This window comes from Rhodococcus sp. PSBB066, assembly GCF_017068255.1.
GTDB classification, from domain to species: Bacteria; Actinomycetota; Actinomycetes; order Mycobacteriales; family Mycobacteriaceae; genus Rhodococcus; species Rhodococcus aetherivorans.
Genome location: NZ_CP070859.1, coordinates 557,424 through 583,838, shown reverse-complemented (window position 1 = coordinate 583,838; position 26,415 = coordinate 557,424). Strand labels below are relative to the sequence as shown.

General features: G+C 71.4%; 19 protein-coding genes. 7 read left to right on the top strand and 12 right to left on the bottom strand.

The annotated features are described in order from the left end of the window. Positions 1–15: 15 nt before the first annotated feature. From JYA75_RS02735 to JYA75_RS02725, 3 genes are all read right to left on the bottom strand, one after another. Positions 16–3,327, bottom strand: coding sequence for an arabinosyltransferase domain-containing protein (locus tag JYA75_RS02735; protein WP_050034384.1), 3,312 nt, complete (start codon positions 3,325–3,327; stop codon positions 16–18). A gap of 61 nt (positions 3,328–3,388) precedes the next feature. Further along, complete coding sequence (locus JYA75_RS02730; RefSeq protein WP_185713456.1) at positions 3,389–6,640, bottom strand: arabinosyltransferase domain-containing protein; 3,252 nt, start codon at positions 6,638–6,640, stop codon at positions 3,389–3,391. Positions 6,641–6,748: 108 nt separating this feature from the next. Continuing rightward, entirely contained in the window at positions 6,749–7,018 is a 270-nt protein-coding gene (locus tag JYA75_RS02725; protein ID WP_006933309.1) for a helix-turn-helix transcriptional regulator, read from the bottom strand. Positions 7,019–7,057: 39 nt separating this feature from the next. On the opposite strand from JYA75_RS02725, the gene map reads away from it, so the two are divergent. The 3 genes from map (at position 7,058) to JYA75_RS02710 (ending at position 11,174) form a co-directional block, all read left to right on the top strand. Further along, entirely contained in the window at positions 7,058–7,825 is a 768-nt protein-coding gene (map, locus tag JYA75_RS02720; protein WP_006933310.1) for a type I methionyl aminopeptidase, read from the top strand. Between the two features lie 72 nt (positions 7,826–7,897). Beyond that, positions 7,898–10,672 carry an FAD-binding and (Fe-S)-binding domain-containing protein gene (locus tag JYA75_RS02715; RefSeq protein WP_050034385.1) on the top strand — a complete coding sequence of 925 codons (2,775 nt, stop codon included), beginning with the start codon at positions 7,898–7,900 and terminating at the stop codon, positions 10,670–10,672. A gap of 82 nt (positions 10,673–10,754) precedes the next feature. Further along, on the top strand, positions 10,755–11,174 hold the full coding sequence (locus tag JYA75_RS02710; protein ID WP_050034386.1) for a DoxX family protein: 420 nt from the start codon (positions 10,755–10,757) through the stop codon (positions 11,172–11,174). A gap of 60 nt (positions 11,175–11,234) precedes the next feature. Here the strand turns inward: JYA75_RS02710 and JYA75_RS02705 are convergent, their stop codons facing one another. The 3 genes from JYA75_RS02705 to JYA75_RS02695 are packed head-to-tail and all read right to left on the bottom strand — an operon-like array spanning position 11,235 to position 15,409. Then, the gene (locus tag JYA75_RS02705) at positions 11,235–13,148 is read right to left on the bottom strand and encodes a galactan 5-O-arabinofuranosyltransferase (protein ID WP_006932743.1); all 1,914 of its coding nucleotides are present in this window, start codon (positions 13,146–13,148) and stop codon (positions 11,235–11,237) included. Between the two features lie 39 nt (positions 13,149–13,187). Next, the gene (locus JYA75_RS02700) at positions 13,188–13,985 is read right to left on the bottom strand and encodes a decaprenylphospho-beta-D-erythro-pentofuranosid-2-ulose 2-reductase (protein ID WP_043800442.1); all 798 of its coding nucleotides are present in this window, start codon (positions 13,983–13,985) and stop codon (positions 13,188–13,190) included. Then, positions 13,985–15,409, bottom strand: a complete 1,425-nt coding sequence (locus tag JYA75_RS02695) for an FAD-binding oxidoreductase (protein ID WP_006932747.1) — start codon at positions 15,407–15,409, stop codon at positions 13,985–13,987. Before JYA75_RS02695 ends, JYA75_RS02700 begins: the two co-directional genes overlap by 1 nt. 206 nt (positions 15,410–15,615) lie before the next feature. On the opposite strand from JYA75_RS02695, the gene JYA75_RS02690 reads away from it, so the two are divergent. Continuing rightward, positions 15,616–16,038, top strand: a complete 423-nt coding sequence (locus tag JYA75_RS02690) for a GtrA family protein (RefSeq protein WP_006932748.1) — start codon at positions 15,616–15,618, stop codon at positions 16,036–16,038. Positions 16,039–16,114: 76 nt separating this feature from the next. Here the strand turns inward: JYA75_RS02690 and JYA75_RS02685 are convergent, their stop codons facing one another. From JYA75_RS02685 to rfbA, 3 genes are read right to left on the bottom strand one after another with little or no spacing between them, the layout of a single operon-like run. Beyond that, positions 16,115–16,600, bottom strand: a complete 486-nt coding sequence (locus JYA75_RS02685; protein ID WP_006932750.1) for a GtrA family protein — start codon at positions 16,598–16,600, stop codon at positions 16,115–16,117. Next, complete coding sequence (rfbC, locus tag JYA75_RS02680; protein WP_006932752.1) at positions 16,597–17,184, bottom strand: dTDP-4-dehydrorhamnose 3,5-epimerase; 588 nt, start codon at positions 17,182–17,184, stop codon at positions 16,597–16,599. Before rfbC ends, JYA75_RS02685 begins: the two co-directional genes overlap by 4 nt. Before the next feature lie 2 nt (positions 17,185–17,186). Continuing rightward, positions 17,187–18,059: a glucose-1-phosphate thymidylyltransferase RfbA gene (rfbA, locus tag JYA75_RS02675; protein WP_006932754.1), complete on the bottom strand. Its 873-nt coding sequence runs from the start codon at positions 18,057–18,059 to the stop codon at positions 17,187–17,189. Positions 18,060–18,123: 64 nt separating this feature from the next. Here rfbA and rfbB point away from each other — a divergent pair, with 64 nt between their 5' ends. Beyond that, on the top strand, positions 18,124–19,140 hold the full coding sequence (gene rfbB / locus JYA75_RS02670) for a dTDP-glucose 4,6-dehydratase (RefSeq protein ID WP_029547037.1): 1,017 nt from the start codon (positions 18,124–18,126) through the stop codon (positions 19,138–19,140). Here rfbB and JYA75_RS02665 read toward each other — a convergent pair. Then, positions 19,098–20,066 carry an NAD(P)-dependent oxidoreductase gene (locus tag JYA75_RS02665; protein ID WP_006932758.1) on the bottom strand — a complete coding sequence of 323 codons (969 nt, stop codon included), beginning with the start codon at positions 20,064–20,066 and terminating at the stop codon, positions 19,098–19,100. The genes rfbB and JYA75_RS02665 overlap by 43 nt on opposite strands. A gap of 2 nt (positions 20,067–20,068) precedes the next feature. Then, positions 20,069–21,070, bottom strand: a complete 1,002-nt coding sequence (locus JYA75_RS02660) for a glycosyltransferase family 2 protein (RefSeq protein WP_029547039.1) — start codon at positions 21,068–21,070, stop codon at positions 20,069–20,071. Positions 21,071–21,235: 165 nt separating this feature from the next. Between JYA75_RS02660 and JYA75_RS02655 the strand changes: the two genes are divergently transcribed. After that, positions 21,236–22,075 (top strand): glycosyltransferase family 2 protein, encoded by an 840-nt coding sequence (locus tag JYA75_RS02655; protein ID WP_065923189.1) that lies wholly within the window; start codon positions 21,236–21,238, stop codon positions 22,073–22,075. Here the strand turns inward: JYA75_RS02655 and JYA75_RS02650 are convergent. Continuing rightward, positions 22,062–24,308 (bottom strand): hypothetical protein, encoded by a 2,247-nt coding sequence (locus JYA75_RS02650; protein ID WP_080688413.1) that lies wholly within the window; start codon positions 24,306–24,308, stop codon positions 22,062–22,064. The genes JYA75_RS02655 and JYA75_RS02650 overlap by 14 nt on opposite strands. A gap of 205 nt (positions 24,309–24,513) precedes the next feature. Here JYA75_RS02650 and JYA75_RS02645 point away from each other — a divergent pair, with 205 nt between their 5' ends. After that, positions 24,514–26,415 (top strand): glycosyltransferase, encoded by a 1,902-nt coding sequence (locus JYA75_RS02645; RefSeq protein ID WP_185713457.1) that lies wholly within the window; start codon positions 24,514–24,516, stop codon positions 26,413–26,415.

Sequence of the window (26,415 nt, the reverse complement as noted above, 5' to 3'; positions counted from 1 at the left end):
GGCTCGCCGACGGACCTACTCGTATACGCGCAGCGTGCCCGGATTCCACAGGCCGGAGCGCGTGATCGCCTCGGTCTGCGGCTCGGCCGGCACGGCGTTCGGGTAGAACCGCACGTACCGCTCGAGCGAGCCCCAGTCGCGGGCCCAGTCGTTCTCGAGGTACGTGGGGATCTGCTCGGGGCGGGCGAGGGCTTCGGTGAAGCCGAGAGGGCCGCCGTTGTCCGCGGATTGCCAAGTGTCGGTGGAGGATACGGCCAGCGGACGGTCCGGCAGGATGCGGTAGTCCGGCATCTCGGCGATGCCGTAGCGGTGGTCGAACGGGCGCTGGCACGGGAACTGCAGTCCGACCGCCCAGTCGAGCAGCACCGGCTGCTCCGAGCCGATCACGGTGTTGAGCGTGTCGAGCTTCGGCACGCGGGGCGGGGTGAACGCCAGCCACTGGTCGCCGGTGAGGTTGGGATCGTTGGCGACGATGCGGACGGCGTCGGTGTCGGCGGGGAGCTCGGACAGCGGGATCCGCAGGTTCCGCCACGACGGTGCGGGCCCGATGTCGCGCGGCAGGTAGGTGCCCTGCGGCTCCACGGTGCCGTCGGGCAGGCGCCTGCCGTACTCGACGAGCAGCGACTGGCCGTAGGTGGTGGCGCCGGTGTCGTCGACGGACCAAATGCGGCCGGCCGCCGAGATGACGACGAGCGGCGCGTCGTCGCTGCGCTCGGGCAGCCCGTACCAGCTCGACGTGAGCAGCGCCGGTTCCTGCACACCCTCCTGGTAGCTGCCGAGCACCGGGGTGACGGCCGGGTCGAGGCCGAAGGGCAGCTTGGCCTCGGAGCCGTTGACGGTGCGGGCGCCGGTGCCGCCCGTGGTGCCGCCGCCGGCGCCGGTCTCGAACGTCGGCCCGACGCTCTGGTTGTCGGTGTTGCCCTGGCCGGGCTTGACCTCCACGTAGTCGGCGGTGAGGTCCGACGGGATGCCGTTGGGGCTGAAGCCCTCGGGGGCGGCGCCGGCGAGGGCGTCGCCGTTCAGCGGCGGGTTGTCCGGGTCGACGATGGGCGCGAGCCGCCCGGAGTTCGGGTCCGATTCGACGAGTACGTCGTTCGCCAGGCCGCACGTCTGGCCGGCGAGCGCGCCGACGTTGGACCGGGCGAGCGAGTACGCCGGGTACTGCGACACCGCGCCCTTGAGCAGCGACAGCACCTCGAAGAGCACCATCGCTCCGGCGACGACGGTCAGGGGCGCCGCCGCGAACTTGCGGATCCGGCGGCCCTTGCGGGTCGTGGGCTTGGGCTGCGGCGGCGCGTAGCCCTCACGCAGGTACTGCCACGCGACGAGCCCGAGAGCGAGCCCGAAGAGGAGCAGGAACAGCGAGCTGGACTGGTTGCCGCTCAGCGAGACGGTCTTGTCGAACCACGGGATGCCGTAGCTCGACACGTACCACCAGCCGTTGATACCCGCGAACGACACGGCCAGCACGAACAGCAGCCCGGCGAGGAAGATGGTGCGGTTGCGCCGCGACCGCAGCGCGCTCGCGGAGACGATGACCGCGGTGAGCGCGGCGAGAGAACCCGCGATGCCCGCGTACGCCCCGAAGTGGTGGGTCCACTTCGTGGGGTTGAACATCATGAAGAAGATCGTGCCGAAGACGATGCCGATCAGCCGCCACGACGGGCCCGTCGCGACGCCGGGGATGCGGCGGCGGCGCAGCAGCACCAGCAGCGACGTGAACAGGCACAGCAGCATGACGAGGAACGCGAACCGGCGCGCGAGCGAGCCGTCGACGGTCTGCACGAACAGGTAGTAGTAGCGGAGGAAGTCGTTCCACCACTCCTCGTTCGGGCCGATGATGGTGCGCACGCGGGTGGCCTCGAGCACCGCGGCGAGGGTCTGGTCGGAGAACACGACGACGAGCACGAGGGTGCCCGCGGCGGCGATCGGTGCGAGCAGCGGCAGTGTCCCGACCTCGCGGTGGCGGCGGACGACGATGCGGGTCATGGGCCGGATGCCGGCGAGCAGCGCGGCCACACACATCAGGCCGGTCGGGGCGGCGGCGAGGGTGAACGCGCCGATCATGACCGCCGTCGCGGCCGGCAACAGGCGGCCGGTGGCGATCGCCCGTTCGATCGAGCACCAGGTCAGCAGCGCGCCGAGCGCGACGATCGGCTCGGGGCGCAGGCCGTTGTTGTAGGGCAGCCAGAAGGCCAGGAACACCAGGCCGCCGGTCCACAGGGCGACGGTGTTGTGCCGGACGGCGCGGCCGAGGCGGGGCACCACCTCGCGGCTGATGACCATCCAGCAGGTGATGCCGGCGAGCAGGGCGGGCAGCCGCATCCAGACGCTGGCGGTGGAGACCTCGGCGAACGCGGCGAGGACGTCGTAGTACCAGCCGAACGGGGCCTCGGGGACGCCGAACCAGCGGAAGTAGTTGGCCATGTAGCCGGAGTGCTCGGAGACCCGGGCCATGGTCAGCAGGTAGCCGTCGTCGGAGGTGTTCGCACCGAAGAAGTGCCAGCCGGCGAGGGTGCCGACGACGACGGCGTCGACGCCGGTGAACTTCCACCAGTGCGACGGCAGGAAGCGGCGGTGCCCGCGGCCGTCGGTGCCGTCGAGCTTGGCGAGCGCGGCGACCGCCAGCGCGGTCGACAGCGTCGCCAGGATCATCGCGAGGAGCTTGACCAGCGTCGGCGACGACGAGAACCGGGAGTCGACGTCGACGGTCACCGACATGCCGGGAACCGGGGTGTCGAGGTCGCTGAACACGCCGACGACGAGGGGACGCAGGTCGCCGGTCAGCTCACCGGCGCGCGGGTTGCCGTTCTCGTCGCTGAGGCCGACGAACTCCGCGGTGGTGCGGTCGACGTCGGAGAAGATGCTGATCTCGGTGCACGCGGCGGACTCGACGTCGCTGCGCGGGGCGGTGGCCACGACGACGTTGCGGTCGAGGACGTCGACGTTCTCGGCGCCCACTCGCACGAACATCGCGTTGAGCGCGGCGCCCTCACCGCTGGCCGGTGCGGTCGCGAGGAGCAGGCCGCCGCCCGGGGGCATGCCGGCGACGGCGGTGCACGGCACCGTCGCACTCAGCTGCCGCGGCACCTGCGACATGAGTGGCACCTCGACCGGCCCGGTCGAGCCGTTCTGCGGCCACGTGACGGTGGCCTCGGTGACCTTGACGGGCAGGAACGGGGTCGCGACGGCGAGGAGCACACCGAGCAGACCCGCCACCGCGGCGACGAGCCGGGCGGTGCGGTACTGCGCCCGCAGATCCCGGGCAACCGGCGGCCGGGGAACGGCTGCGGAGGGGGCGGGAACTGTGGTCACGTCGTCGGGCACGATTGTCGATGGTATCGGGCGCAGCTGAGTGGACGCACCGTCCCTACCACCGCGTAGGACCCTATTCACGCATTACGGGCACTCCGTCGCGGATCGGTCCGGGCGACCACCAGCCCCAGCGGACGACGTTCTCGGTGGCAATCTCGGCGGTCGTCGCGCCCGGGTCGATGGGCGTGTACCGCTCCAGCGAGCCCCAGTCGCGGTCCCAGTCGTGGTTCAGATAGGTGGGGATCGTCTCGGCGGTGAGCAGCAGCGGTATCCAGCCGAGCGGGCCGCCGCCGATGTCGTCCTGCCAGCCGTTGGTGGAGTCGGCGCCGACCCGGTCGGGCAGGATCCGGTACTCGGGGACCTCGGCGACGCCGTAGCGGTGATCGAACGGACGCTGGCAGGGGAACGCCAGGCCCACCGACCAGTCGAGCAGGACCGGGGCCGTGGAGCCGACGAGGGTGTTCAACGTCTCGAGGCGCGGCATCCGCGGCGGGGTGACGGCCACCCACTGGTCGGGTGCCAGGTTGCCGTCCGTCACCACCAGCCGGACCGCGTCGGCGTCGGCGGGGATCCGGTCGCTCGGCACCCGCAGGTTGCGCCACGACGGGGACGGCCCGATGTCGACGGGCGCGACGCGCGCCAGCGGTTCGACGTTCGAATCGCCGCCGGTTCGCCCGAACTCGAGCAGCACGTCCGCGCCCGGGGTGAGGACGCCGTCGGGGTCGACGTAGTGCACGCGGCCGGCGGCGGTGACGACCAGCAGCGGCGTGGCGTCGGTGCGTTCGGGCAGCGCGTACCAGCCGGACTCGAGGTCGGCTTCCTGCTGCGCCCCGGTGCGGTAGCTGCCGAGCACGGGGGTGCGGGCGGGGTCCAGGCCGAACGGCAGCGCGACGGTGCTGTCGTTGATGCCGGCGGCGCCGCGGCCGCCGCCGGTGCCGGCGCCCGTGGAGGTGGTGGTGCCGCCCCCGTCGGTGTCGACGGTGTTGGCGCCGCCCGTGGTGGAGATCTCCTCGTCGGCGGTGAGGTCGAGAGCGACGCCGTTCGGGGTGAAGCCGTCGGCGGCGCCGGCGCCGAGCGCCTCGGCGACGTCGCCGTCTAGGGGGGCCAGCGCGGTGGCGCTGGGGTCGGTCTCGACGAGGACGTCGTCGGCGAGGCCGCAGCTGCTGCCGGTGAGGGCGGCCGCGTTCGACCGGGCGATCGAGTACGCCGGGTACTGCGCGACCGCGCCCTTGACGAGCGAGAGCACCTCGAACAGGACGACGCCCGCGGCGACGACGGTCAGCGGCGCCGAGGCGATCGCCCTGACCCGGCCGTTGCGGTCGGGTTTCGGGGTGGCGAACGGTTCGCGCAGGTGGAACCACGCGGCGATGGCCAGCGCGACGAGGGCCAGCGCGAGCAGGGCGGTGGAGAAGGCGCGTCCGGAGATGGACGGCGGCTTGTCCCACCACGGGATCCCGTAGCTGGAGACGTACCACCAGCCGTTGGAGCCGGTGAACGCCAGCGCCAGCACGAACAGCACCCCGGCGGTGAAGAGGGCGCGGTTGCGCGCGGAGCGGATGCCGACGGCGCCGACGCCGACCGCGGCGAGCGCGGCGACGGACCCGGCCAGTCCGGCGTACACGCCGAAATGGTGGGTCCACTTGGTCGGGGTGAGCATCATCAGCAGCAGCGACGCGAAGACGATGCCGAGGATGCGGCGCGACGGACCGAGGGCGGTGCCGGGGATGCGGCCCTTGCGCAGGATCAGCATCACGCACACCACCAGGCACAGCAGCATGACGAACACGCCGAAGCGGCGGCTGAGGGAGCCGTCGGGGGAGACGGTCAGCAGCGCGTCCCAGCGCAGCCGTTCGTCGAACCAGGGCACGTTGGGTCCGACGGCGGAACGCACCCGGGTCGCCTCGAGCACCGAGGCGAGGGTCTGGTCGGCGAAGACGACGACGAGGACGACGGTGCCCGCGGCGAGGATGGCAGCCACGGGCGGGAGGATCCCGACGAGCCGGCGGCGACCGGCCAGCCGGACGACGACGGGCCGGGCTCCGGCGACGAGCGCGGCGACCGCGATGAGCCCGGTGGGACCCGCGGCGAGGGAGAAGGCGGCGAGCAGCACGGCGATCGCGGCGGGCAGCATGCGGCCGGTGGCGACGGCGCGTTCGATCGAGCACCAGGTGAGCAGGGCGCCGAGCGCGATGATGGGCTCGGGCCGCAGGCCGTTGTCGTAGGGCAGCCAGAAGGCGAGGAATACCAGGCCCGCCGTCCACAGCGCGATGCGGTTACGGCGGACGGCGACTCCGAGCCGGGGGATGACCTCGCGGCTGATGACCATCCAGCAGGCGACGGCGGCGAGCAGGGCGGGCAGCCGCATCCACACGCTGGCGGTGGAGACCTTCGCGAGCAGGACGAGCACGTCGTAGTACCAGCCGAACGGGGCCTCGGGGACGCCGAACCATCGGTAGTAGTTGGCCATGTAGCCGGCGCCGTCGGAGGCTCGGGCCATGGTGAGGATGTAGCCGTCGTCGGAGGTGTTGGCGCCGATGACGTGCCACAGCAGCAGCGTGCCGACGACGACCGCGTCCACCGCGGTGAACCGCCACCAGTGGGCGGGCAGGACCCGGCGGGCGCGGCGGTTGTCGACGCCGTCGAGCCGGTGCAGCGCCACGAGTGACAGCAGGGTCGCAAGGAGGCAGGCGACCATCGCGACGAGTTTGACCAGCGTCGGGGTGGAGGTGAACCGCGAGTCGAGGGCGGCGCGGACGGACAGCCGCTCGGCGTTCGGGCCGGAGTTGAGGGCCTCCACCGAGCCCTGCAGATCGGAGTAGACCCCGACCATCTGCGGCCGGTGATCGCCGTCGAGCATGGCGACGTGGTGCCCGTCGTCGTGTTGCTCGAGGCCGACGATCTCGGCGGCGGTGCGGTCGGCGTTGGTGGCGACGGTGACGGCTGTGCACCGGTGCTCGTCGTCGATCGGTGCCGACACGACCACCGAGTTGCGCAGCACCACCTCCACGGTGGCGGAGCCGCCGTCGGTGCCGGCGACGGTCCGGATCACGAGGGCGTTCTCGGTGGCGTCGGGGGCGCCCGGCGGCACGGTGGAGACCAGGGTGCCGCCGTCGTCGCCGAGCAGGGGGAAGGCCGAGCACGGCACACTCGCCCGCAGTTCGAGGGGGGTGTAGGAGACGAGGGGCGCCTCGAGGTTGGTCAGGTCGGTGCCCTGCGGCCAGCTGACGGTGGCGGCCTCCTGCCGGACCGGCAGGAACGGCACGGCCAGGGCGAGCACCATGCCGAGCAGTCCGGTGACCGTCGCGACGATCCTGGCCGTGCGCACGCGGGCCTTCGTATCGGCGTAAGCGGGCGTTTCGGGCGAAAGGACATCGACGGGCACAAGGATCGATGCTAGGCGAGGGAGGGTGGTGCCGGGGGTGAGCACCTCCGGTCAGGAGGCGGCCCCGTGCTCGACGGGGTCGCCCGCCGCGTCGCCGGCCAGGTCGTCGAGGGAGAGCCCGAGGACTCGGGCGAGCGCGGTGACGGTGAAGAAGGCGGGCGTGGCGATGCGGCCGGTCTCGATCTTCCGGAGTGTCTCGACGGAGATGCCGGCGTCGCCGGCGACCGTTGCCATGCTGGCGGTGCCGCGCGCCGCGCGCAGACGTTCGCCGAGCCGCCGGCCGCGTTCGAGTTGGACGGGGGTCAGCGGTTCGCGCACCATGCCCGTATAGTAATACCGGTATTTCTATTGGGAGGCGACATGGTCGAACTGAAGACGCCCGGCGAGATCGAGGCGATGCGGGCCGCCGGCGCCGTGGTCGCGGACGCGCTCGCGGCCGTGCGGGCCCACGCGGCGATCGGGGTGTCCCTGAAGGAACTCGACGACGTCGCCGCGGCGGTCGTCCGCGACGCCGGCGCGACCTCCCCGTTCCTCGGCTACCACCCCGAGTGGGCTCCGTCGCCGTTCCCCGGAGTCGTGTGCGCGAGCGTCGACGACGGCGTCGTCCACGGCATTCCCGGCGGCTACCGGTTGCGTGACGGCGATCTGGTGAGCATCGACTGCGGGGCCGTGCTCGACGGCTGGTGCGGGGACGCCGCCGTGAGCTTCACCGTCGGCGCCGCCGACCGCGAGGCCCTCGCCCTGATCGCCGCGACGGAGGAGGCCCTCGCGCGCGGCATCGCCGCGGCCGTGCCGGGCAACCGCCTCGGCGACATCGGCGCGGCGATCGGCGGCTACGTCCGCTCCCGCGGCTACGGCATGCTCGCCGACCACGGTGGCCACGGCATCGGCCGCCGCATGCACGAGGACCCGCACGTGCCCAACGAGGGCCGGGCCGGTCGCGGGATGCGGCTGCGGCCCGGGCTGGTGCTGGCCATCGAGCCGATGCTGCACGCCGGGGGCGGCGACGCCTACCGGCACGACCCGGACGGGTGGACGCTGCGCACCGCCGACGGCAGCCGGGCCGCGCACTGCGAGCACACCGTCGCGATCACCGAGGACGGACCGGTCGTCCTCACCCAGCGCTGAGGACGTATCGATCCGCGGGTGCGCCGGTCCGACCCGCGACGAAGCGACCCCGGTAGGCACTAGCATCGGCCTATGGCCAGGGCGACGGCGATCGGCGAGGCCCTGCGTGGCGCGGGCATCTCCGACGTGCTCGACGACACCACCACCCGGGCCCTGTACTCGTCCGACGCCTCCCTCTACCGGGTGCCCCCGCAGGCGGTGGTGCGGCCCCGTGAGATCGACGAGGTCGCCACCGTGCTCGAGGTGTGCCGCCGGCACGGCGTTCCGTTCACCTCGCGCGGCGGCGGAACGTCCGTCGCCGGCAACGCCGTCGGCCCCGGCGTCGTGCTCGACTTCAGCCGTCATCTCGGCCGTGTCCTGCAGATCGACCCCGAGGCCCGCGCCGCGACGGTGCAGCCCGGCGTCGTCCAGTCCGAACTGCAGCGCGCGGCCGCCCCGTACGGACTGCGCTTCGGGCCCGACCCGTCCACCCACAACCGCTGCACCGTCGGCGGGATGATCGGCAACAACGCCTGCGGTGCCCGCACCCTCGGCTACGGTCGCACCTCCGACAACGTCCTCGGCCTCGAGGTGCTCACCGGCGCGGGCCGGCACCTGTCGCTGCCCGACGACGCCCCCGTCCTGGAATCGCTGCGCCGCCTCGTGCTCGACCACCTCGCCACCATCCGCACCGAGTTCGGCCGGTTCGGCCGGCAGGCGTCCGGCTACGCCCTCGAACACCTGTTGCCGGAGAACGGGTTCGACGTCCTGCGCTTCCTCGTCGGCAGCGAGGGCACGCTCGGCGTCGTCACCGAGGCGACGGTGCGGCTCGTCGCCGATCCCGCGGTGCGCGTCCTGGTGGCCCTCGGCTACCCCGACATCGCGACGGCCGGCGACGCCGCCCACGCGCTGCTCGGCTTCACCCCGACCGCGTGCGAGGGACTCGACTCGCGGATCGTGGACGTGGTGCGTGCGCGGCGCGGCCCGGCGGCGGTGCCGCCGCTGCCGCGCGGGGCGGCGTGGCTGTTCGTCGAACTGTCCGGCGACGACGCCGGCGAGGTGCTCGCCCGGGCGTCGTCTCTCGAACACGCCGTCTCGGCGGTGGATTCGCTGATCGTGACCGATCCGGGGAAGGCCGCGCAACTGTGGCGGATCCGGGAGGACGGCGCCGGGCTGTCCGGGCGCAGCCCCGCCGGGTTGCCCGCCCACTCCGGCTGGGAGGATGCCGCCGTCCCGCCGGAGCGGGTGGGGGAGTACCTGCGCGAGTTCGAGTCGCTGCTGACCCGCTACGGCGTCACCGGCTATCCGTACGGGCACTTCGCCGACGGCTGCATCCACATCCGCCTCGACGTGCCGCTCGAGATCCCCGGGATATTCCGCGAATTCCTCTTCGCGGCAGGTGAACTCGTGGCTTCGTTCGGGGGCTCGATGTCCGGCGAGCACGGCGACGGCCGGGCGCGCAGCGAACTGCTGCCCCTGATGTACTCGCCGACCGCGCTGCGGCTGTTCGGGGCGGTCAAGGCGGTGTTCGACCCCGAGGGCCTGCTCAATCCCGGCGTGCTCGTCGATCCCGTCCCCTCGGATCGGGACCTCAGAGTCCCGGCCGCGCAACGGGTCCAGGACGGCCTGGCGTTCCGGTATACCGGCGACGGCGGCGACTTCACGCAGGCCGTGCACCGCTGCACCGGCGTCGGCAAGTGCCGCGCCGACACCGCCGGCCTCGGTGGGGTGATGTGCCCGTCGTACCTGGCGACGCGGGAGGAGAAGGATTCCACCCGCGGCCGGGCCCGGGTCCTGCAGGAGATGCTCAACGGCACCCTCGTCACCGGATCCTGGCGCTCACCGGAGGTGCACGAGGCGCTCGAACTGTGCCTGGCGTGCAAGGGCTGCGCCTCCGACTGCCCGACCGGTGTGGACATGGCCACCTTCAAATCCGAAGTGCTGCACCAGAGTTACCAGGGCCGCGTGCGTCCCGTCACGCACTACACCCTCGGGCGGCTGCCGCGCTGGGCGGCGCTGGCGAGCCGGGCGCCGCGCGCGGTGAACGCGCTGGGCAAGGTGCCGGGGGTGGCGGCCGCCGGGCTGACCCTCGCCGGAGTGGACCGGCGCCGCCGCGTGCCCGAGTTCGCGCCGCGCACGTTCCGCCGCTGGTTCGCAGACACGGCCGCCGAGCGTCGCACGGACGGCGAGCCCGTCCTGCTGTTCGTCGACACCTTCACCGAGTACTTCACCCCGGAGGTGGCGATCGCCGCGGTGCGGGTGCTCGAGGCCGCAGGCCGACGGGTGTGCGTGACCGACCGGCAACAGTGCTGCGGCCTGACGTGGATCACCACCGGTCAGCTGGATGCCGCCCGGAAGATCTTGGGCCGCACCCTCTCCGCCCTGTTCCCGGCCGGCATGCCGATCGTGGGGCTCGAACCGTCGTGCACCGCGGTCCTGCGCTCCGACGCCGTCGAGCTGCTCGGGTTCGAGCCGGCGCGCGTCGTCGCCGAGTCGACGGTGACGCTGGCCGAGCTGCTCGGCGACTGGGAGCCGCCGTCGCTGTCCGGGACGACGGTGGTGGCCCAGCCGCACTGCCACCACCACGCCGTGATGGGGTGGGGCGCCGACGCCGCGCTGCTGCGCCGGGCCGGCGCGACGGTCACCCGGCTCGGCGGATGCTGCGGTCTCGCCGGCAACTTCGGCGTAGTGCCCGGGCACTACGACGTCTCCGTCGCCGTCGCCGGGCACCAGCTGCTGCCCGCGATCGCCGCCGCGGGCACGGACGACGTCGTGCTCGCCGACGGCTACTCCTGCCGCACCCAGATCGCCGACCTCACCGACCGGCGAGGGGTACACCTCGCGCAGCTGCTCGCGTCCAGGCTGTGAGCCGACGATCCACGGCGATGAGTTTTTCCGGGCCGGCCGGTCAGTCCGTAGCGAGACCACCCCGCGACCCCAGGAGCCCGTCATGATCTCGACCACCACCCGCCCCGCCGAGCGCACGACCGACCGGAAGTTCCGCATCGCCGGCCTCGTGCTCACCGGCCTCGTCGTGCTGTTCCTGCTGTTCGACGTCACGATCCACATCCTCAACGTCGACCAGGCCCGGGAGGCGATGATCGATCTGGGCTTCGACCCGGACCTCAACTACGTCATCGGCGTCGTCCTGCTCGTGTGCCTGGCGCTGTACCTGGTCCCGGCCACGTCGATCCTCGGGGCGGTGCTGCTGACCGGTTACCTCGGCGGCGCCGTGGCGACGAACATGTTGAACGAGATGCCGCTCTTCAGCACCATCCTCTTCCCGGTGTACGTCGGTGTCCTCGTGTGGGCCGGGCTGTACCTGCGCGATCCGGTGGTGCGGTCGGTGATGCCGCTGCGCCGCGCCTGAGCCCCCTCCCAACCGCTGCCGGTCGTCCGCGAACACCGTCGGGTTCGCGGACGACTGCGGCTATCCGGTGCGGGTGACGACGACGAACGGCCCGATCTCCGAGATCGTGAAGCGCGGATCGTCGAACAGCGACTTCGGGTACGTCACCGTGTAGCGGCGCACATTGGGGTCGTTGGGGTACACGTCCTCGGCGAGCCGGAGCGTGTAACCCTCGGCGCCCTGCCGGAATACGATCGCGTCGGGGCCCCGCCACGGCGACTCGTCCCACGCCGCGAGCAGCTCGTCGGCCGTCTCGAGCGACGCCCAGTCCTCGATCGCGGCGGCGCGAGCCTCGAAGTCCGCCAACGGATTCGCGTAGTGCGACGTCAGCGCCTGGAATCCGAGGTAGGGGTGGTAGGCGAGGAAGGTGGTGTCGGCGGTGAGGACGACGATCTCGTCGCGGGGCCGGTCCAGCGCCGCGGTGATCGCCTCGTCCAGCTCGGCGTAGTAGGCGCCGGCGCCGGGCGGACGTTGGTCGGCGCGTTCACCGTCGCCGTCGGTGTCGGTGTAGGCGACGGTGATCTCGCTCGCGAGGACCTGCGGGATGTTCTGGGTGAACGCGACCGCGCCCAGCGCGCCGACCGCGATCAGGGACCACCGCACCCGCTGGTTCTCGCTGGTGGCCAGCACGATCCACCGGGTGAAGTCGACGAATGCGAACGTGCCGGCGGCCGCGAGCAGCACGAGCAGGATCACCTCGAGGCGAAAGGCGAGCAGGGTGTTGCCCAGCGCGGTCAGCGCCATCGACGCCAGGTACCACAGGTACACGGATACGACGCCGAGTCCGAGGGCCTGCGCGCGCCGCGACGACGTGGCCCGTCCGACCAGCCACACCGTGCCGAGCAGGCACAGCAGCCCGATCAGCGAACCGTGGAACATCGGCAGCGGCAGCCGGGCCCCGGTCTCGGGCAGATAGTGCGTCGCGGTGCCGGATCCGGCGGTGGACCCGCCCCGCAGCACCTCGAGCACGAACGGCGCCCACACGAGCAGCGCGACGAGTGCCGCGATCGCACCGATCACCACGAACCGCACGAGCACCGGGACCGCGGCGCGCCACGTGCCGGCCGCGCGTCGCGCCAGCACCGCCGCGACGACGGCCATCACGGTGACGGCGAACGCGGCGATGCCCAGGTAGAGCGTGTAGAACGTGGCCGCCAGCCCGAGGAACAGCCCGGTCCCGACGGCGGCTCCGCCGCCCGGTGCGCCCTTTGGGCTGCTCCAGCCGCCCGAAGGACGCACCGGGCGCGACAGTGCCCCCCACGCCATGACGAGGGCGGGCGCGAGCAGCAGCGCGATGACGGCGCCGTACGGCTCGGGGGAGCCGTAGGCGAGGACGACGGCGGTGGTCGCGGTGGCGACCAGCACGGCCAGATCGACCCGCACCAGCGCGGTCCACAACACGAGCGCGCCGACGGCGGCGACGGCCAGCGACACGATCGACCACGGCTTGAACGCCTCCCAGCCGTCCATGCCGAGCAGGTTCGCGAAGCGGCCGCCCACCCAGAACCAGCCGGCGGGATAGAACGGCGGCAGGTCCGCGTACGTCATGTCCCGCAGGGCCGGGGAGTCGGTGAGCCGTGTCAGGTACTCGGTGCGGAACTCCTGGTCGACGGAAATGCCGTGCAGATAGAGCTTCGTCGCGGCCAGCGGCATCCCGAGGGTGACGGTGACCAGGCCCGACAGGCCGGCCCACGACAGCACCCGCGCGAACGGCGTCCACCGTCGCCGCCGGTGCAGCACGACGGAGACGGCGAGCACGGCGAGCGCCCCCACCTGCAGCACCGTCGTGACGGCCTGCGTGACGTTCGACGAGTTGAAGGCGGGCCACTGCACGCGTGCGAACGCGAACAGGCCGACGGCGGCGACGATCGCGGCGACGAGAACCGCAGCGGCCCCCTCGCCGGCGGTGCGGAGCGCACGCCGGAAGGGGGCCACGTCGGAGGAGAGTACGGCTGGGTCGGACACCCCCGCAGCCTAGATCGGCAGCTTTCGGAAGATCGCGCGCGGGACGTGCCGCAGCACCATCATCACGTAGCGGAAGGCGCCCGGAGCCCACACGAGTTCCTTGCCCTTCTCGGACGCGGAGACGGCGAGCTTGGCGACGTCCTCCTTGTTCACCGTCAGCGGGGCTTCCTTCACCCCGGCGGACATGCGGGTGCGGACCTGCCCCGGCCGGATCACCAGGACACGGGGGCCGTACTCACGCAGCGCCTCGCCGAGCCCGAGGTAGAAGCCGTCGAGACCGGCCTTGGTGGAGCCGTACACGAAGTTGGAGCGGCGCACCCGCTCACCCGCGGCGGAGGACATGGCGATGATGCGGCCGTAGCCCTGCGCCTTCATCTTCTCGCCGACGAGCACGCCGACGGATACGGCCGCGGTGTAGTTGATCTCGGCGATCTGCACGGCCTTGGCCTGGTTCTGCCACAGCTCCTCGGCATCGCCGAGCAGTCCGAACGCGACGATCGCGACGTCGACGTCGCCGGCAGGAGCGGAGCCTGCGGAGCGACCGTTTCCGGCGAGGTCCCAGGCTCGGTCGATCACCTTCGGGTGGCTGCCGGTGTCGAGGGCGTCGAAGTCGATCACGTCGACCTTGGTGGCCCCGGCGGCCTTCACCTGCGCGACGGCGTCGTCGCGCAGCGGGTCGTTCGGCAGAGCCGCGAGGATCACGCGGGCCGGCGCCCTGCGCAGGTACTCCTCGACGATGGCGAGGCCGATCTCGGACGTGCCACCGAGGAGCAGCAGGGTCTGGGGGTTGCCGACGGCGTTGATCATCAGTGGAGTTCCAACCTTCTGGACATATCGGAGGCGAACACGTTGGTGGGATCGACCGAGCGGCGGATCTTGATCCATTCGCCGATGCGCGGGTACATCGCGTGGAACGTCTCGGCGGAGGTGCGCGAATCCTTGGCGGTGTAGAGGCGGCCGCCGAATTCGAGGACGCGGCGGTCGAGTTCGCGGACGAACTCGTTCAGGCCCGCCTTGATGGGGAAGTCGACGCAGATGTTCCACCCCGGGATCGGGAAGCTCAGCGGCGCCTTGTTGCCCGGGCCGAACAGCTTGAAGACGTTGAGGAACGAGTAGTGCCCCGACTTCTGGATGTCGACGATGATCCTCTTGAACTCCTCGACGGCCTCCGTGGGCACCACGAACTGGTACTGCAGGAAGCCGTTCGAACCGTAGGCGCGGTTCCACTCACCGAACATGTCGAGCGGGTGGTAGAACTGCGTCAGATTCTGGACCTTGCCGCGGTAGGTGCCGGACTTGCGGTACCACAGCTCGCCGACGGCGCTGAAGGTGTACTTGTTGGCCAGGCCGTTCGGGAAGATGTCCGGGAACGTCAGCAGCGTCGGCGCGTCGAACTTCAGCGGGTTCTTCTGCAGCTTCTTCGGCAGCTGGTCGAGCTTCGCGAGCGAACCGCGGGAGACCGCCGCGCGGCCGAGCTTCGGCGGCGGTGCGACCGCGTCGAACCAGGCGCTCGAGTAGTCGTAGTTCGCCTCGCTGCCGTCGCTGTGCAGCGCGATTGTCTCGTCGAGGGTGCTGGTGACGTCGCCGTCGGCGATGAAGTACGCCGTCTCGGTGGGCGTCATCTCGATCGTGGCGCGCAGGATGATGCCGGTCAGGCCCATGCCGCCGACCGTCGCCCAGAACAGCTTGGAGTTGCGGCCGTTCGGGGTGAGGGTGCGCACCTGGCCGTCGGCCGTGAGCAGGTCCATCGACCGGACGTGGTTGCCGAAGCTGCCGGCGCTGTGGTGGTTCTTGCCGTGGATGTCCGCGCCGATGGCGCCGCCCACGGTCACCTGCCGGGTGCCCGGCAGCACCGGCACCCACAGGCCGAACGGCAGCGCCGCGCGCATCAACTGGTCCAGGTTGGCGCCCGCGTCGACGGTGACCAGACGCGATTCGCGGTCGATCGTGTGGATCCGGTCCAGCGCCGTCATGTCGACGACGAGCCCGCCCGCGTTCTGCGCCGGGTCACCGTACGAGCGGCCGAGGCCGCGGGCGATGACACCGCGGCGCAGATGCGACGGCTTGGACTCGTTCTGCTCCGCGACCCGGGCGACCGCCTGCGCGATCACCTCGACGTCGGGAGTGGACAGCACCTCCGCGGTGGTCGGGGCGGTGCGCCCCCAGCCGGTCAGAGTGCGGGTCTGGGTGGGGAGCGGCGCGGCGGCCGGCTCTGCAGCTGTCGTGGACATCGCCGTACAGGTTACCCGCCGGTCGCAGCAGCGAGAGTGTGTCGGTGGCGACGTCCCCGCCCCGGCGTCCGGATTGCCGGAACCGTCCCGGTGCGTTCCGTCGCGGAGCGGGAGCGCTCGCGCCGCTCGCATAGGCTGTCGCCGTGTCCGAGCACCCGCAGCACCCGCACTGGCAGACGCAACCGGAGCACCACGCCCCCCTGCCGGTGGAGATCCCCCTCACCGACAGCACCGCCGACGAGGCGCTCGACCTGAAGACGCAGATCGTGCGGTTCGTCCTCACCGGCGGGCTGTCCGCGATCGTGGACTTCGGTCTCTACGTGCTGCTGCTGGCCGTGGGGCTGCACGTCAACGTCGCGAAGTCGCTGTCGTTCGTCGCCGGCACCACCACCGCCTACCTGATCAACCGGCGCTGGACCTTCAGGGCGGAACCGAGCCGGGCCCGGTTCGTCGCGGTGGTGATCCTGTACGCCGTCACCTACGCCGTGCAGGTCGGCATCAACTACGTGCTGTACGACGCGCTGCCCGCCGAGTGGTGGCGCGTGCCGCTCGCATTCGTCGTCGCGCAGGGCACGGCCACCGTGATCAACTTCGTGGTGCAGCGCGCCGTGATCTTCCGCCTGCGCTGATCGGTCGGCCGTGGGGGCGAGCGAATGTATCGCTCACCTCCGTGGTCCGACGAAATGGTCCATTCGCTCGGGTCGCTCAGTCGTGCTTGGCGCGGCGGAAGGAGAAGTCCCGGTAGCCGAAGAAGCTCGCCGTCGCGGTCACGAAGGTGATCACGATCTGCGCGGGGATCGGGGGGAATCCGAGGACGGACACCGCCAGCGTCATGAGCGCGAGGTTCAGCAGGAACGCGCTCAGGTTGACGGTCACGAACCGCCACAGGTCACGCAGGAAGTGACCGCGCACGCGGAACACGAGGTAGCGGTAGGTGGAGAAGGCGCACAGCACATTGGAGGCGTAGCCCGCCACGATCGCGACGTGGTAGCCGAGGGTGTCGCCGACGGCGAGCTGCCACACGATGAACCAAGCGGTGCCCAGCGCGGTGTTGAAGGCCCCCACCAGCAGGAACGCCACGGCCTGGTTCTTGAACAGGCGCATGAGCGGGCCCGGCGCCCCCGACATCCCGCCGGGTGCGCCGGCGGGTTCGGTGACGGGATCGGGGGAGGGCACCGGCTGCGCGCTCACCCGAGGTACCGCGGCAGCGACCCGGCCGCGACGGCGTCGGCCAGCGAGGGGGCCGCCCGGTCCTTGTCGGACAGCTGGTGGTGCAGGGGCGCCCCGTCGCGGCCGGTGGTGGGCCAGTCGATGCCGATCTGCGGGTCGAGGGGGTCGATCTCGTGTTCGCGGTCGGGGTTGTAGCCGGTCGAGCACAGGTAGACGACGGTCGAGCCGTCGGCCAGGGAGCAGAAGGCGTGGCCGAGGCCCTCGGGGAGGAAGATCGCGCGGCGGTCGACGTCGTCGAGCAGCACCGCGTCCCACTGCCCGAAGGTGGGCGAGCCGACGCGCAGGTCGACGACGACGTCGAGCACCGCGCCGGCCGGGCAGGTGACGTACTTGGCCTGCCCGGGTGGGACGTCGGCGTAGTGGATGCCGCGCAGCACCCCGGCGGCGGAGACCGAGCAGTTGGCCTGGGCGAGGTCGAGGGCGCGTCCGGCGGCGTCGGTGAAGGTGGGCTGTTTGAACCACTCGTAGAAGACGCCGCGGTCGTCGCCGAACTGTCGGGGGGTGATCTCGTAGGCGCCGGGGATCTTCAGTTCGCGGTAGTGCACCGTCAGTGTCCTTCCCGGTCGAGCAGGTCGAGCAGGTAGCTGCCGTAGCCGGATTTGACCAGCGGCGCGGCCAGGGCGCGCAGGTCGTCGTCGGTGATGAAGCCGCGCCGCCACGCGACCTCCTCGGGGGCGCCGATCTTCAGGCCCTGGCGTTGTTCGATGGTACGGACGTAGTTGCCGGCGTCGAGCAGCGAGTCGAAGGTGCCGGTGTCGAGCCAGGCGGTGCCGCGCGGCAGGACCTCGACCTGGAGCCGGCCGGCCTCGAGGTAGGTGCGGTTGATGTCGGTGATCTCGTATTCGCCGCGGTCCGACGGGCGCAGGCCGCGGGCGATGGCGACGACATCGTTGTCGTAGAAGTACAACCCGGGCACCGCGAAGTTCGACTTCGGGGTGGCCGGCTTCTCCTCGAGCGAGAGCGCCCGGCCCTCGGAGTCGAACTCGATCACCCCGTAGGCCCTGGGATCGGAGACGCGGTAGGCGAACACCGCGCCGCCGTCGAGGTCGGCGAACCGGGTGAGCTGGGTGCCCAGGCGGGGGCCGTAGAAGATGTTGTCGCCGAGGACGAGGGCGACGCTGCCGGTGCCGATGTGCTCGGCGCCGAGCACGAACGCCTGGGCGAGCCCGTTCGGCTCCGGCTGGACCCGGTAGGTCAGGTTCACCCCGTAGCGCGACCCGTCGCCGAGCAGGCGCTGGAACTGTGGAGCATCCTCGGGCGTGGTGATGATCAGGATGTCGCGGATCCCGGCGAGCATGAGGGTCGAGAGCGGGTAGTAGATCATCGGCTTGTCGTAGACCGGTACGAGCTGCTTGCTCACTCCCAGGGTGATCGGGTGCAGGCGGGACCCGGTGCCGCCGGCGAGAATGATTCCGCGCATGACGGGCAGTCTCCCATCCGGGGTGGACGCGGACCAGCGAACGCACCGCCGGTAGGGTTGCCGCATGCGGCTGCTCGTCACCGGCGGTGCCGGTTTCATCGGTGCGAACTTCGTGCATCGGACCGTCGCCGACCGCCCCGAGGCGCGGGTGACCGTGCTCGACAAGCTCACCTACGCCGGCAACCTCGCCTCCCTCGACCCGGTCGCCGAGAAGATCCGCTTCGTCCGCGGCGACGTCGCCGACGCGGACCTGGTCGACGCGCTGGTGGCCGAGTCGGATCTGGTGGTGCACTTCGCCGCCGAGTCGCACAACGACAACTCCCTGGCCGATCCGTCGCCGTTCGTGCAGACCAACCTGATCGGCACGTTCACCCTGCTCGAGGCGGTGCGCCGGCATTCGGTGCGGTATCACCACATCTCCACCGACGAGGTGTACGGCGATCTCGAGCTCGACGATCCGGCCCGGTTCACCGAGGCCACCGCCTACAACCCGTCGAGCCCGTACTCGTCGACCAAGGCCGGCTCGGACCTGCTGGTGCGCGCGTGGGTGCGCTCGTTCGGGGTGGCCGCGACGATCTCGAACTGCTCGAACAACTACGGCCCCTATCAGCACGTGGAGAAGTTCATCCCGCGGCAGATCACCAACGTCCTCGACGGGATCCGGCCCAAGCTGTACGGCACCGGGGCGAACGTGCGGGACTGGATCCACGTCGACGACCACAACCGGGCGGTGTGGACGATCATCGACAAGGGCGAGATCGGCCAGACCTATCTGATCGGCGCGGACGGCGAGACGAACAACCGCACCGTCGTCGAGACCATCCTCGAGCTGTGCGGTAAGGACCGGGGCGACTTCGACTTCGTCACCGACCGCCCCGGCCACGACCTGCGCTACGCCATCGACGCCACCCGCCTGCGCACCGAGCTCGGCTGGACCCCCCGCTACCGGGACTTCCGCGAGGGCCTGGCCGCGACCATCGACTGGTACCGCACCCACGAGCACTGGTGGCGACCGCAGAAGGACGCCACCGAGCAGGCCTACGCCCGTTCCGGGGAGCGGACACTCGGCCGAGCCGAATGACCCATCGTGCGCCGGGTCGCTTCCAGCGTGGCGGCGATGCCGGCCGGGAGGGGCCGATGGCTGCGGCGGTCCAGCTCGGTCCACACGAGCGACCGTAACCGCAGGTCCCGCCCTTGCACCGACGCGAGCGGTGAGGACGCGAGCACGACGTTGGGGCGGCGGCGGAAGACGGTCCGGCACGCGCCGAGGATCGCGCCGATCGTCACCGACCGGCCGGACGCGAAGATCTTGGTGCTCACCCCGCCCGATTCGGCTTCCGCCCGCGCCAGGGCGTCGGCAACCATCTCCGCCGCGTCGGAGATGTAGAGGTAGTCCCGCAGGGTGTCCATCGAGACGTAGATCGAGACCGGTGCCCCGGTGAGATAGCCGCGGCACAGGTGGGAGATGAGACCCTGCGGCTTGGCGAGATTCTGCCCCGGCCCGTAGAGGTTCGCGAAGCGGCCGATCACCGCGGTGGCGCCCGTCGCCCCGGCGAAGTCGGTGACGACGGCCTCGGCGGCCAGCTTGGCGTGTCCGTAGAGACCGAGCGGGGCCGTGGGGCTGTGCTCGGAGTGGGGTGCGCCCGGCGCGGCCGCGTACACACCGCCTGCCGACGAGGCGTGGAACACCGTCCCGTGCTCGGCGCTGCCGCCGGCTGCGTGCGCCAGTCCGTCGAGCACGTCGCGCAGAAGAGCGTTCTCGGCCGCGAATGCTTCCGCCGTCGTGCCGTTCACCCCGGCGCCGGCGCACCACGCGACCCGCCACGGCCCACCACCGGTGGCGCGGACGAACCGGTCCGCGTCGGCCAGCAGCACGTTGCGGGCCTGCTCCGGCTCCTCCCAGGGCACCACGCTCGTCGCCACCGGGACGTCGCGGCGGTGCAGCTCCCGGGTCACCCACGAGCCGAGCAGTCCGCCACTTCCGACGACCCACGTCGGCGCCGGCACGGCTACCCGCTCCGGAACGATTCGAGGTCGGGATACCGCTGTGTGCGGGCCAGCGGACCGGAGCCGGGATCGCTGACGATCAGGTACGGCGGTTTGCCCATCGCCGTCTTCACCGCCACCCCCACGTACTCGGCGATGACTCCGAGGGAGAACAGGACGGCGCCGAATCCCAGCAGCAGAATGACCGTCGTCGAGGCCCAGCCCTGCACCGGGAAACGGTTGCCGAGGAACAAGTAGGACACCAGCACCCACACCGCCCACAGGATCCCGCCCACGGCCAGGACCACGCCCAGCAGGCTCACCATCCGCAGGCCCTTGGTTCCGCTCGACAGCACCATCCGCCAGAAATGCGACAGCAGAGTGCGCAGCCGGTAGCCGGACGCACGTCCCTGCTCCTCCCGCAGGGCGACCGGGCTCGTGCTCACCTTGCCTGCGATCCACCCCAGCGCGACGTCGAGGTAGACCTCGGAACCCGCGTAGGCGGCGAGGGAACGTCCCACCTCGCCCAGCACCAGACGGAAACTCTGGTAATCGGGGCTGTCGGGCACGGACAGCACCCGGGCCAGGAACCACTTGGATCCCTTGGAGGCCACGTTGCGCAGCAGGCCGTGCGGTGCCGCGTTCGTCGGTTTGGCGTATACGACGGTCGCGCCCTCGTCGAGCGCGGTGTCGAGCAGCCCGCCGATGGCGGCGGGATCGTGCTGACCGTCCTCGTCGAGGGTGACGATCCACTCGCCGCCACTCGACGCCATGCCCGCGAGCGTCGCCGGATGCTGGCCGAAGTTCCGGCTGAGCCACACCCCGGCGACGAAGGGGTACTTCGCGGCCAGCTCCCGGATGACGCGGGCCGAGTCGTCGGGGCCGTTGTCGTGGACGAGCAGGACCTCCTCGACCACCATGGGACGGCCACCGGGGGTCAGTGTCACCTCGGTCCACGGAACGATCTGCTCGAGCAGGTCACCCAGGGTGTGTTCGCCCTGATAGACCGGCACGACGACCGACACGCGGTGCGGCGTGCCCACCCCCGGCCGGTCGTCGCTGCTCACAAGTCGGGAGTGTATACGCCGGGTGGGGCTGTTTTCGGGTGCGGGCCGTGCCGATGTACGGTGGCGCCGTCAGTCGGCCCGCCACGAGCGCCGGGCGTGCGTTCGAGGACGGGATGAGCAGCAGTGACGAGGCCGAAACTGTCCGTGGTGATTCCGGCCTACAACAATGCGCCGTTCATCGAGGCGACGGTCGAGTCCGTGCTCGGGCAGGACTTCGAGGATTTCGAACTGATCATCGCCGACCACAGTTCGACCGACGGCACCGCCGACCTGCTCGGCAAGTACGCCCGCGACCGGCGCGTGACCCTGTTGTCGACTCCGACGGGCGGTGGTGCGCCCCGGAACTGGCAGCGCGTGACGGCCGAGGCCGCGGGCGAGTACGTCAAGCTGGTGTGCGGCGACGACCTGCTGTATCCGGGGGCCCTGTCGGCCCAGGTGGCGGCCCTGGACGCGCACCCGTCGGCGGTGGCGGTGGCGTCGCAGCGGGACATTCTCGACGCGCGAGGCGCGAAGATGATCGGCGGACGCGGTCTCCAGGGACTGTCGGGCCTGGTGCCGGGCGGGGAGGCGATCCGGCGCACCGTGCGGCTGGGCACGAACGTGTTCGGTGAGCCGATGTGCGTGATGATGCGCCGCGATGCCCTCGAGCGGGCCGGCGGATGGGACGGTCGTTTCCCCTACCTGATCGACATGGCCTCCTACACGAAGGTGCTGTTCCACGGCGACCTGTATGCCCTGCGGCAGGTCGTCGGCGGTTTCCGGGTCAGTGCCGGTCAGTGGAGCGTGGCCCTCGTCGCCGAGCAGGCCCGGCAGGCGAAGGCCTATCACCGGTGGGTGTCCGAACAACTGCCCGGCGGGCTCCGGGCGGCCGACGTGTGGCAGGGGAATCGCCGCGCCGAACTCGCCGCGCTTCAGCGGCGGGTGTTCTACACCGTGTTCCGGTCGCGTCTCAGCCCACGGTAGCCGCCGGTACGGGCGCCGCGGCCTCGTCCGGATTCTCCCGTCGCGCCTTCCGCCGGTCTCTGAGGTACAGCAGCTGCATCGCCGCGGCGCCCGCGATGCCGAGGCCCAGGCCGGCGAACCCGGCTCCCTGGCCCGGCGGTGTCCAGCGCACGACGAGCTCGCCGTCCTCGGTGCCGGCGGGGATGTCCACCGCGAGGAACATGCCGTCCACCGAGCGCGGTTCCAGGGGCCGGCCGTCCAGCGTGGCCGAGTAGCCGGGCCAGTTCAGGCGTCCGAAGACGACGCGTCCGCCGTCCACCGAGTTCACGCGGACCCGGCTCGTCGCGTAGTCCTCGGAGACCGGGGTGGCGGTGACCCCTTCCGTGAAGGAGATGCGTCCGTTCCGGCCGCTGATCGGTCCGGCGAGCCGTTCGAGGATCACCGCGTCCACGGCGTCCGCGGACCCGGGCGGCGACTGCACCCACCGCCAGCCGGGCGGCGCCGGCTCCGAGTCGGCGTCCGGGTACTGCCGGCGCTGCAGCACCACCCGATCCACGAGCATCAGGTCCACGTACGTCCGGTCGGTGCTCGATTCGGTGGCGAACGCGGCGCCGAACGCGTCGGCGCAGCTCGAGCCGTCGTGCCGCATGCACAGGTGGAAGGCGAACTCCTCGAAGCCGATGGGGGTGTAGGCGTTGACGTACGTCTCGTCGAGGGACTTGGCGAAATTGCCGAACACGAGGGAGCGGTAGACGCCCTGCGGATTCGCGGTCCACGGCAGCACCAGTTCGCGGTCGGCGAGCTGCAGCGTGGTGCCCGGCCGGTCCGGGAAGTTCTCCTTCGCGACCGACTGCCGAGCCGGCAGATCCCACGCGAGCGGGTGCGGTGTCGTCGACGCCACCTGGAAGTACACGACGGGCAGCGCCGAGAGCAGCAGGATCGCCGCCACCGCCCGCTCACCGGCGCGGAGCGCGACCCACAGGACGGCGGCCCCGACGAGGAGGACGGCGCCCGCCCACAGCAGGTGACGGTTCATGAACTCGGGGGACGAGGACCCGGAGCGCAGGGTCATCAGCAGCACGAGCGTGGCCGCCGCGCCCGCCCGCACCCGCATCCTGCGGAGCGTGCCGTGGCGGCTGATCAGCACGCACACCACCACGAGTGTCGCGAGAGCGAACATCGGCAGCAGCCGCGCCGGCCAGCGCAACGGCCCCATCACGCTGGGGCCGGCCGTCGCCATGAGCATGGCGACGAGGAAGATCAGCGCGCCGGCGAGGCTGCGCACGGACCGGTGCACGGTCTTCCAGTCCACGAAGGCGAGCGCCGGGACGGCGAACCAGGCGATGTAGGTGACGGGGAACGGCTGCACCTCCCCGAACCAGGCTTCGATGCCCGGCAGCGCGGAGGGGATGCCGGAGTTGAGGGTGTCCGACCAAGGTGCCGTGAGGAAGTTGTCGTTCTGGAAGCCCTGGTCGGAGCGCCAGGTGACGGAGCTGGACAGCGCCCCGGGCAGGTAGGTGATCAACCCGCCCGCGGCGGCGCAGCTCGCGACCACCGCCAGCCGCAGCGAGGGCCGCCACGAGTGCCGATGGATCCGTTCGCCGATCATGAGGCAGCCCGTGAGGATCCCGGCGACGAGCGCGGGAAAGACGTAGCCGACGCTGACGGCGAGGTACAGGAACACGAACGCCGGCAGGGGACCGGAGCGTCCGCGCAGGTAGCGGAGCGAACTGGCCCACGCCTGGGCCACCCACGCCGAGCCGGTGAGGGCCGTGACCCAGGTCGCCTGGTCGAAGAAGAGCGCGAACCCGGTGAACGGGACGGCGGCGCCGGCCACCGCCGCCCACGTCGCGCGAGCGCCGTACTCCAGGCAGATCCGGTACACGCCCAGCGCCAGGACGACGGAGAACGCCCACTTCACGCCGGTCGAGAGCAGCACCATATTGTCGACGGACGGCGCGATCAGGTTGACGAGCAGCTGCGGCGGATTCCAGAGGCCGCCCTGCCCCTCGACCGGGTAGTTCCCGGCCATCCACTGTTCCGGCACGAGGCTCGGAAGCTGTCCGGTCCGCAGGATCCGGCCGAGGAAGATCCAGTTCGGTACCGCACCCGATTCCGTGTCGTCGGTGTAGAACCATCGATCGTCGGCCGCCAGGATCACCAGGTAGGTGACCGTCACCATCGCTGCCACTGCGGCACCCCACGTCCGGCGCTGCCGCCGCGTCGTCACCGCGGGCACGACGGCGGAGGTCACATGTGCTCCAGAGGTCGGGGACGGGGCTGGCCGGAGGCCAGGGACGAGGCTGGCCAGAGGCCAAGGATAACGGGGGTGGGCCGGGCGACGACCGGCCGGGCGCGGGGGTGGATCCGCGGGGACGTCGGCCGGTCCCCGGTCCGTTGGTAGCCTGGGACGAGTTGTGTCCTGGGGGGCAGCAAGGTTCCGAAAGGTGTTTCGACGGATGGACAAGGCCGAATTCGCTGCGATCGAACCGACGGGAGGGGTCGGCACCGCAGCTGACGGTTCGTCCGTCACGGGGCGCCCCGCGACCCGTCCGACCGCTCAGCGTGCGCTGTTCGCGGGGCCGTCTCCGCTGGTCAGCGACGACATGTACGTCACCGTCAAGGGGACCGTCGACCGTGAGCGGACCAGGGTGCGTCTCGGCCGCCGGAGCCGTGTCGAAACGGACACCTACTTCGGCAGATTCCCCGCCAGCTACTGGCAGCGCTGGACCGCCGTCACCGAGGTCGAGTTCGTCGCCGAGGTCGACGGGGACGGCCGCATCGAACTGGTCGCCACCGATGCCCGGGGCCGGCGACGGATCGTCGCCACGACCGCCGTGTCGTCGAACGGCGCGCCCGCGACGGTGACGGTGTCCACCCCGATCGACCGGTTCGTCGACGGCGGTGCCCTGTTCGCACGGATCTCCACCGGCTCCGGCGAACTGGCCGTCGAGAACGCCCGGTGGACGGTGCCGGCACCGAAGTCCCTGCGGCCGGCCGCCGTCGTCATCTGCACCTTCAACCGCGCCGACGACTGCGCGGCGACGCTGGCCGCCATGGCGGACGACCCGATCGCGCTGGCCGACGTGCAGTCGGTGTACGTGATCGATCAGGGCACCGACCGGGTGGAGACCCGGCAGGAGTTCCAGCGCGTCGCCTCCGAACTCGGCGACAAGCTCGTCTACATCACGCAGCCCAACCTGGGCGGCGCCGGCGGATTCACCCGCGGCCTGTACGAGGTCGCCGGCTCCGCGCGGAACCCCGGAGCCAACATCGTGTTCATGGACGACGACGTCCTGTGCGAACCGGAGGCGGTGGTCCGGCTCAACATGTTCGCGAACTGCACCGTCGAGCCCGCGATCGTCGGCGCGCAGATGCTGTACCTGCTGCATCCCGACCGGGTCCACGTCGGGGCCGAGGTCGCAGACCTGCAGCGGCTCCAGGCCGGGCTGGAGGTGAAGAACGCGCTCGCGGACAAGAGCACGCTGAAGAAGCAGCAGGACATCCGGGTCGACGCCGGCTACAACGGGTGGTGGTCGTGCCTGATCCCGTCGGAGGTCGTGGAGAAGGTCGGTTATCCGCTGCCCCTGTTCTTCCAGTGGGACGACATCGAGTACGGCTACCGCTCGCGGGCGAACGGCGTCGCGACCGTCACGCTGCCCGGTGCCGCGGTGTGGCACGCGGATTTCGCGTGGAAGGACTGGGACGAGTGGCACCGCTACTTCAACCTCCGCAACGCCATGATCACCGCGGCCCTGCACACCGAACTCGACGGCAAGGCACTCGCCAAGCAGTTGCGGACCGACCTGTTCCGGTACCTCGTCTCGATGCAGTACGGGATGGCCTTCACCCTGATCAAGGCCGTCGAGGACTTCCTGCGGGGGCCCGAGTTCCTGCACGACGGCGGCATGGAGGCGGCGGCCGCCATCCGGCGCGAGCGCGCGGAATACGGTGAGACCATCCGCCACAACGCGAACAACGTGCCGGGCCTGCGTCCGGCCGACATGTTCATCACCCCGGCCGGCCCGTACCCGCGCAAGAGCCTCGAGTGGGCGGTACTGGCCAAGCGCACCCTCAACCAGTGGCGCGGTCGCCTCCCGGCGCATCCGGTCGCCATCCCGTCGTCGGATGCGCACTGGTGGCACGTGTCGCTGTTCTCGCACGCCGTGGTCACCGACGCGTCCCAGGAAGGGGTCCGCGTGCGCAAGCGGGACAAGGAGCGGGCCGTCGCGCTGCTCCGGCGCGGTGTGCGCGCGCTGCAGGCCTTGAAGAAGGAGACCCCCGCGGTGTCCTTGCGGTATCGCGAGGCCATGCCGCAGCTGACCAGCCGGGAGAACTGGGCCCGCCTGTACGGGAAGTAG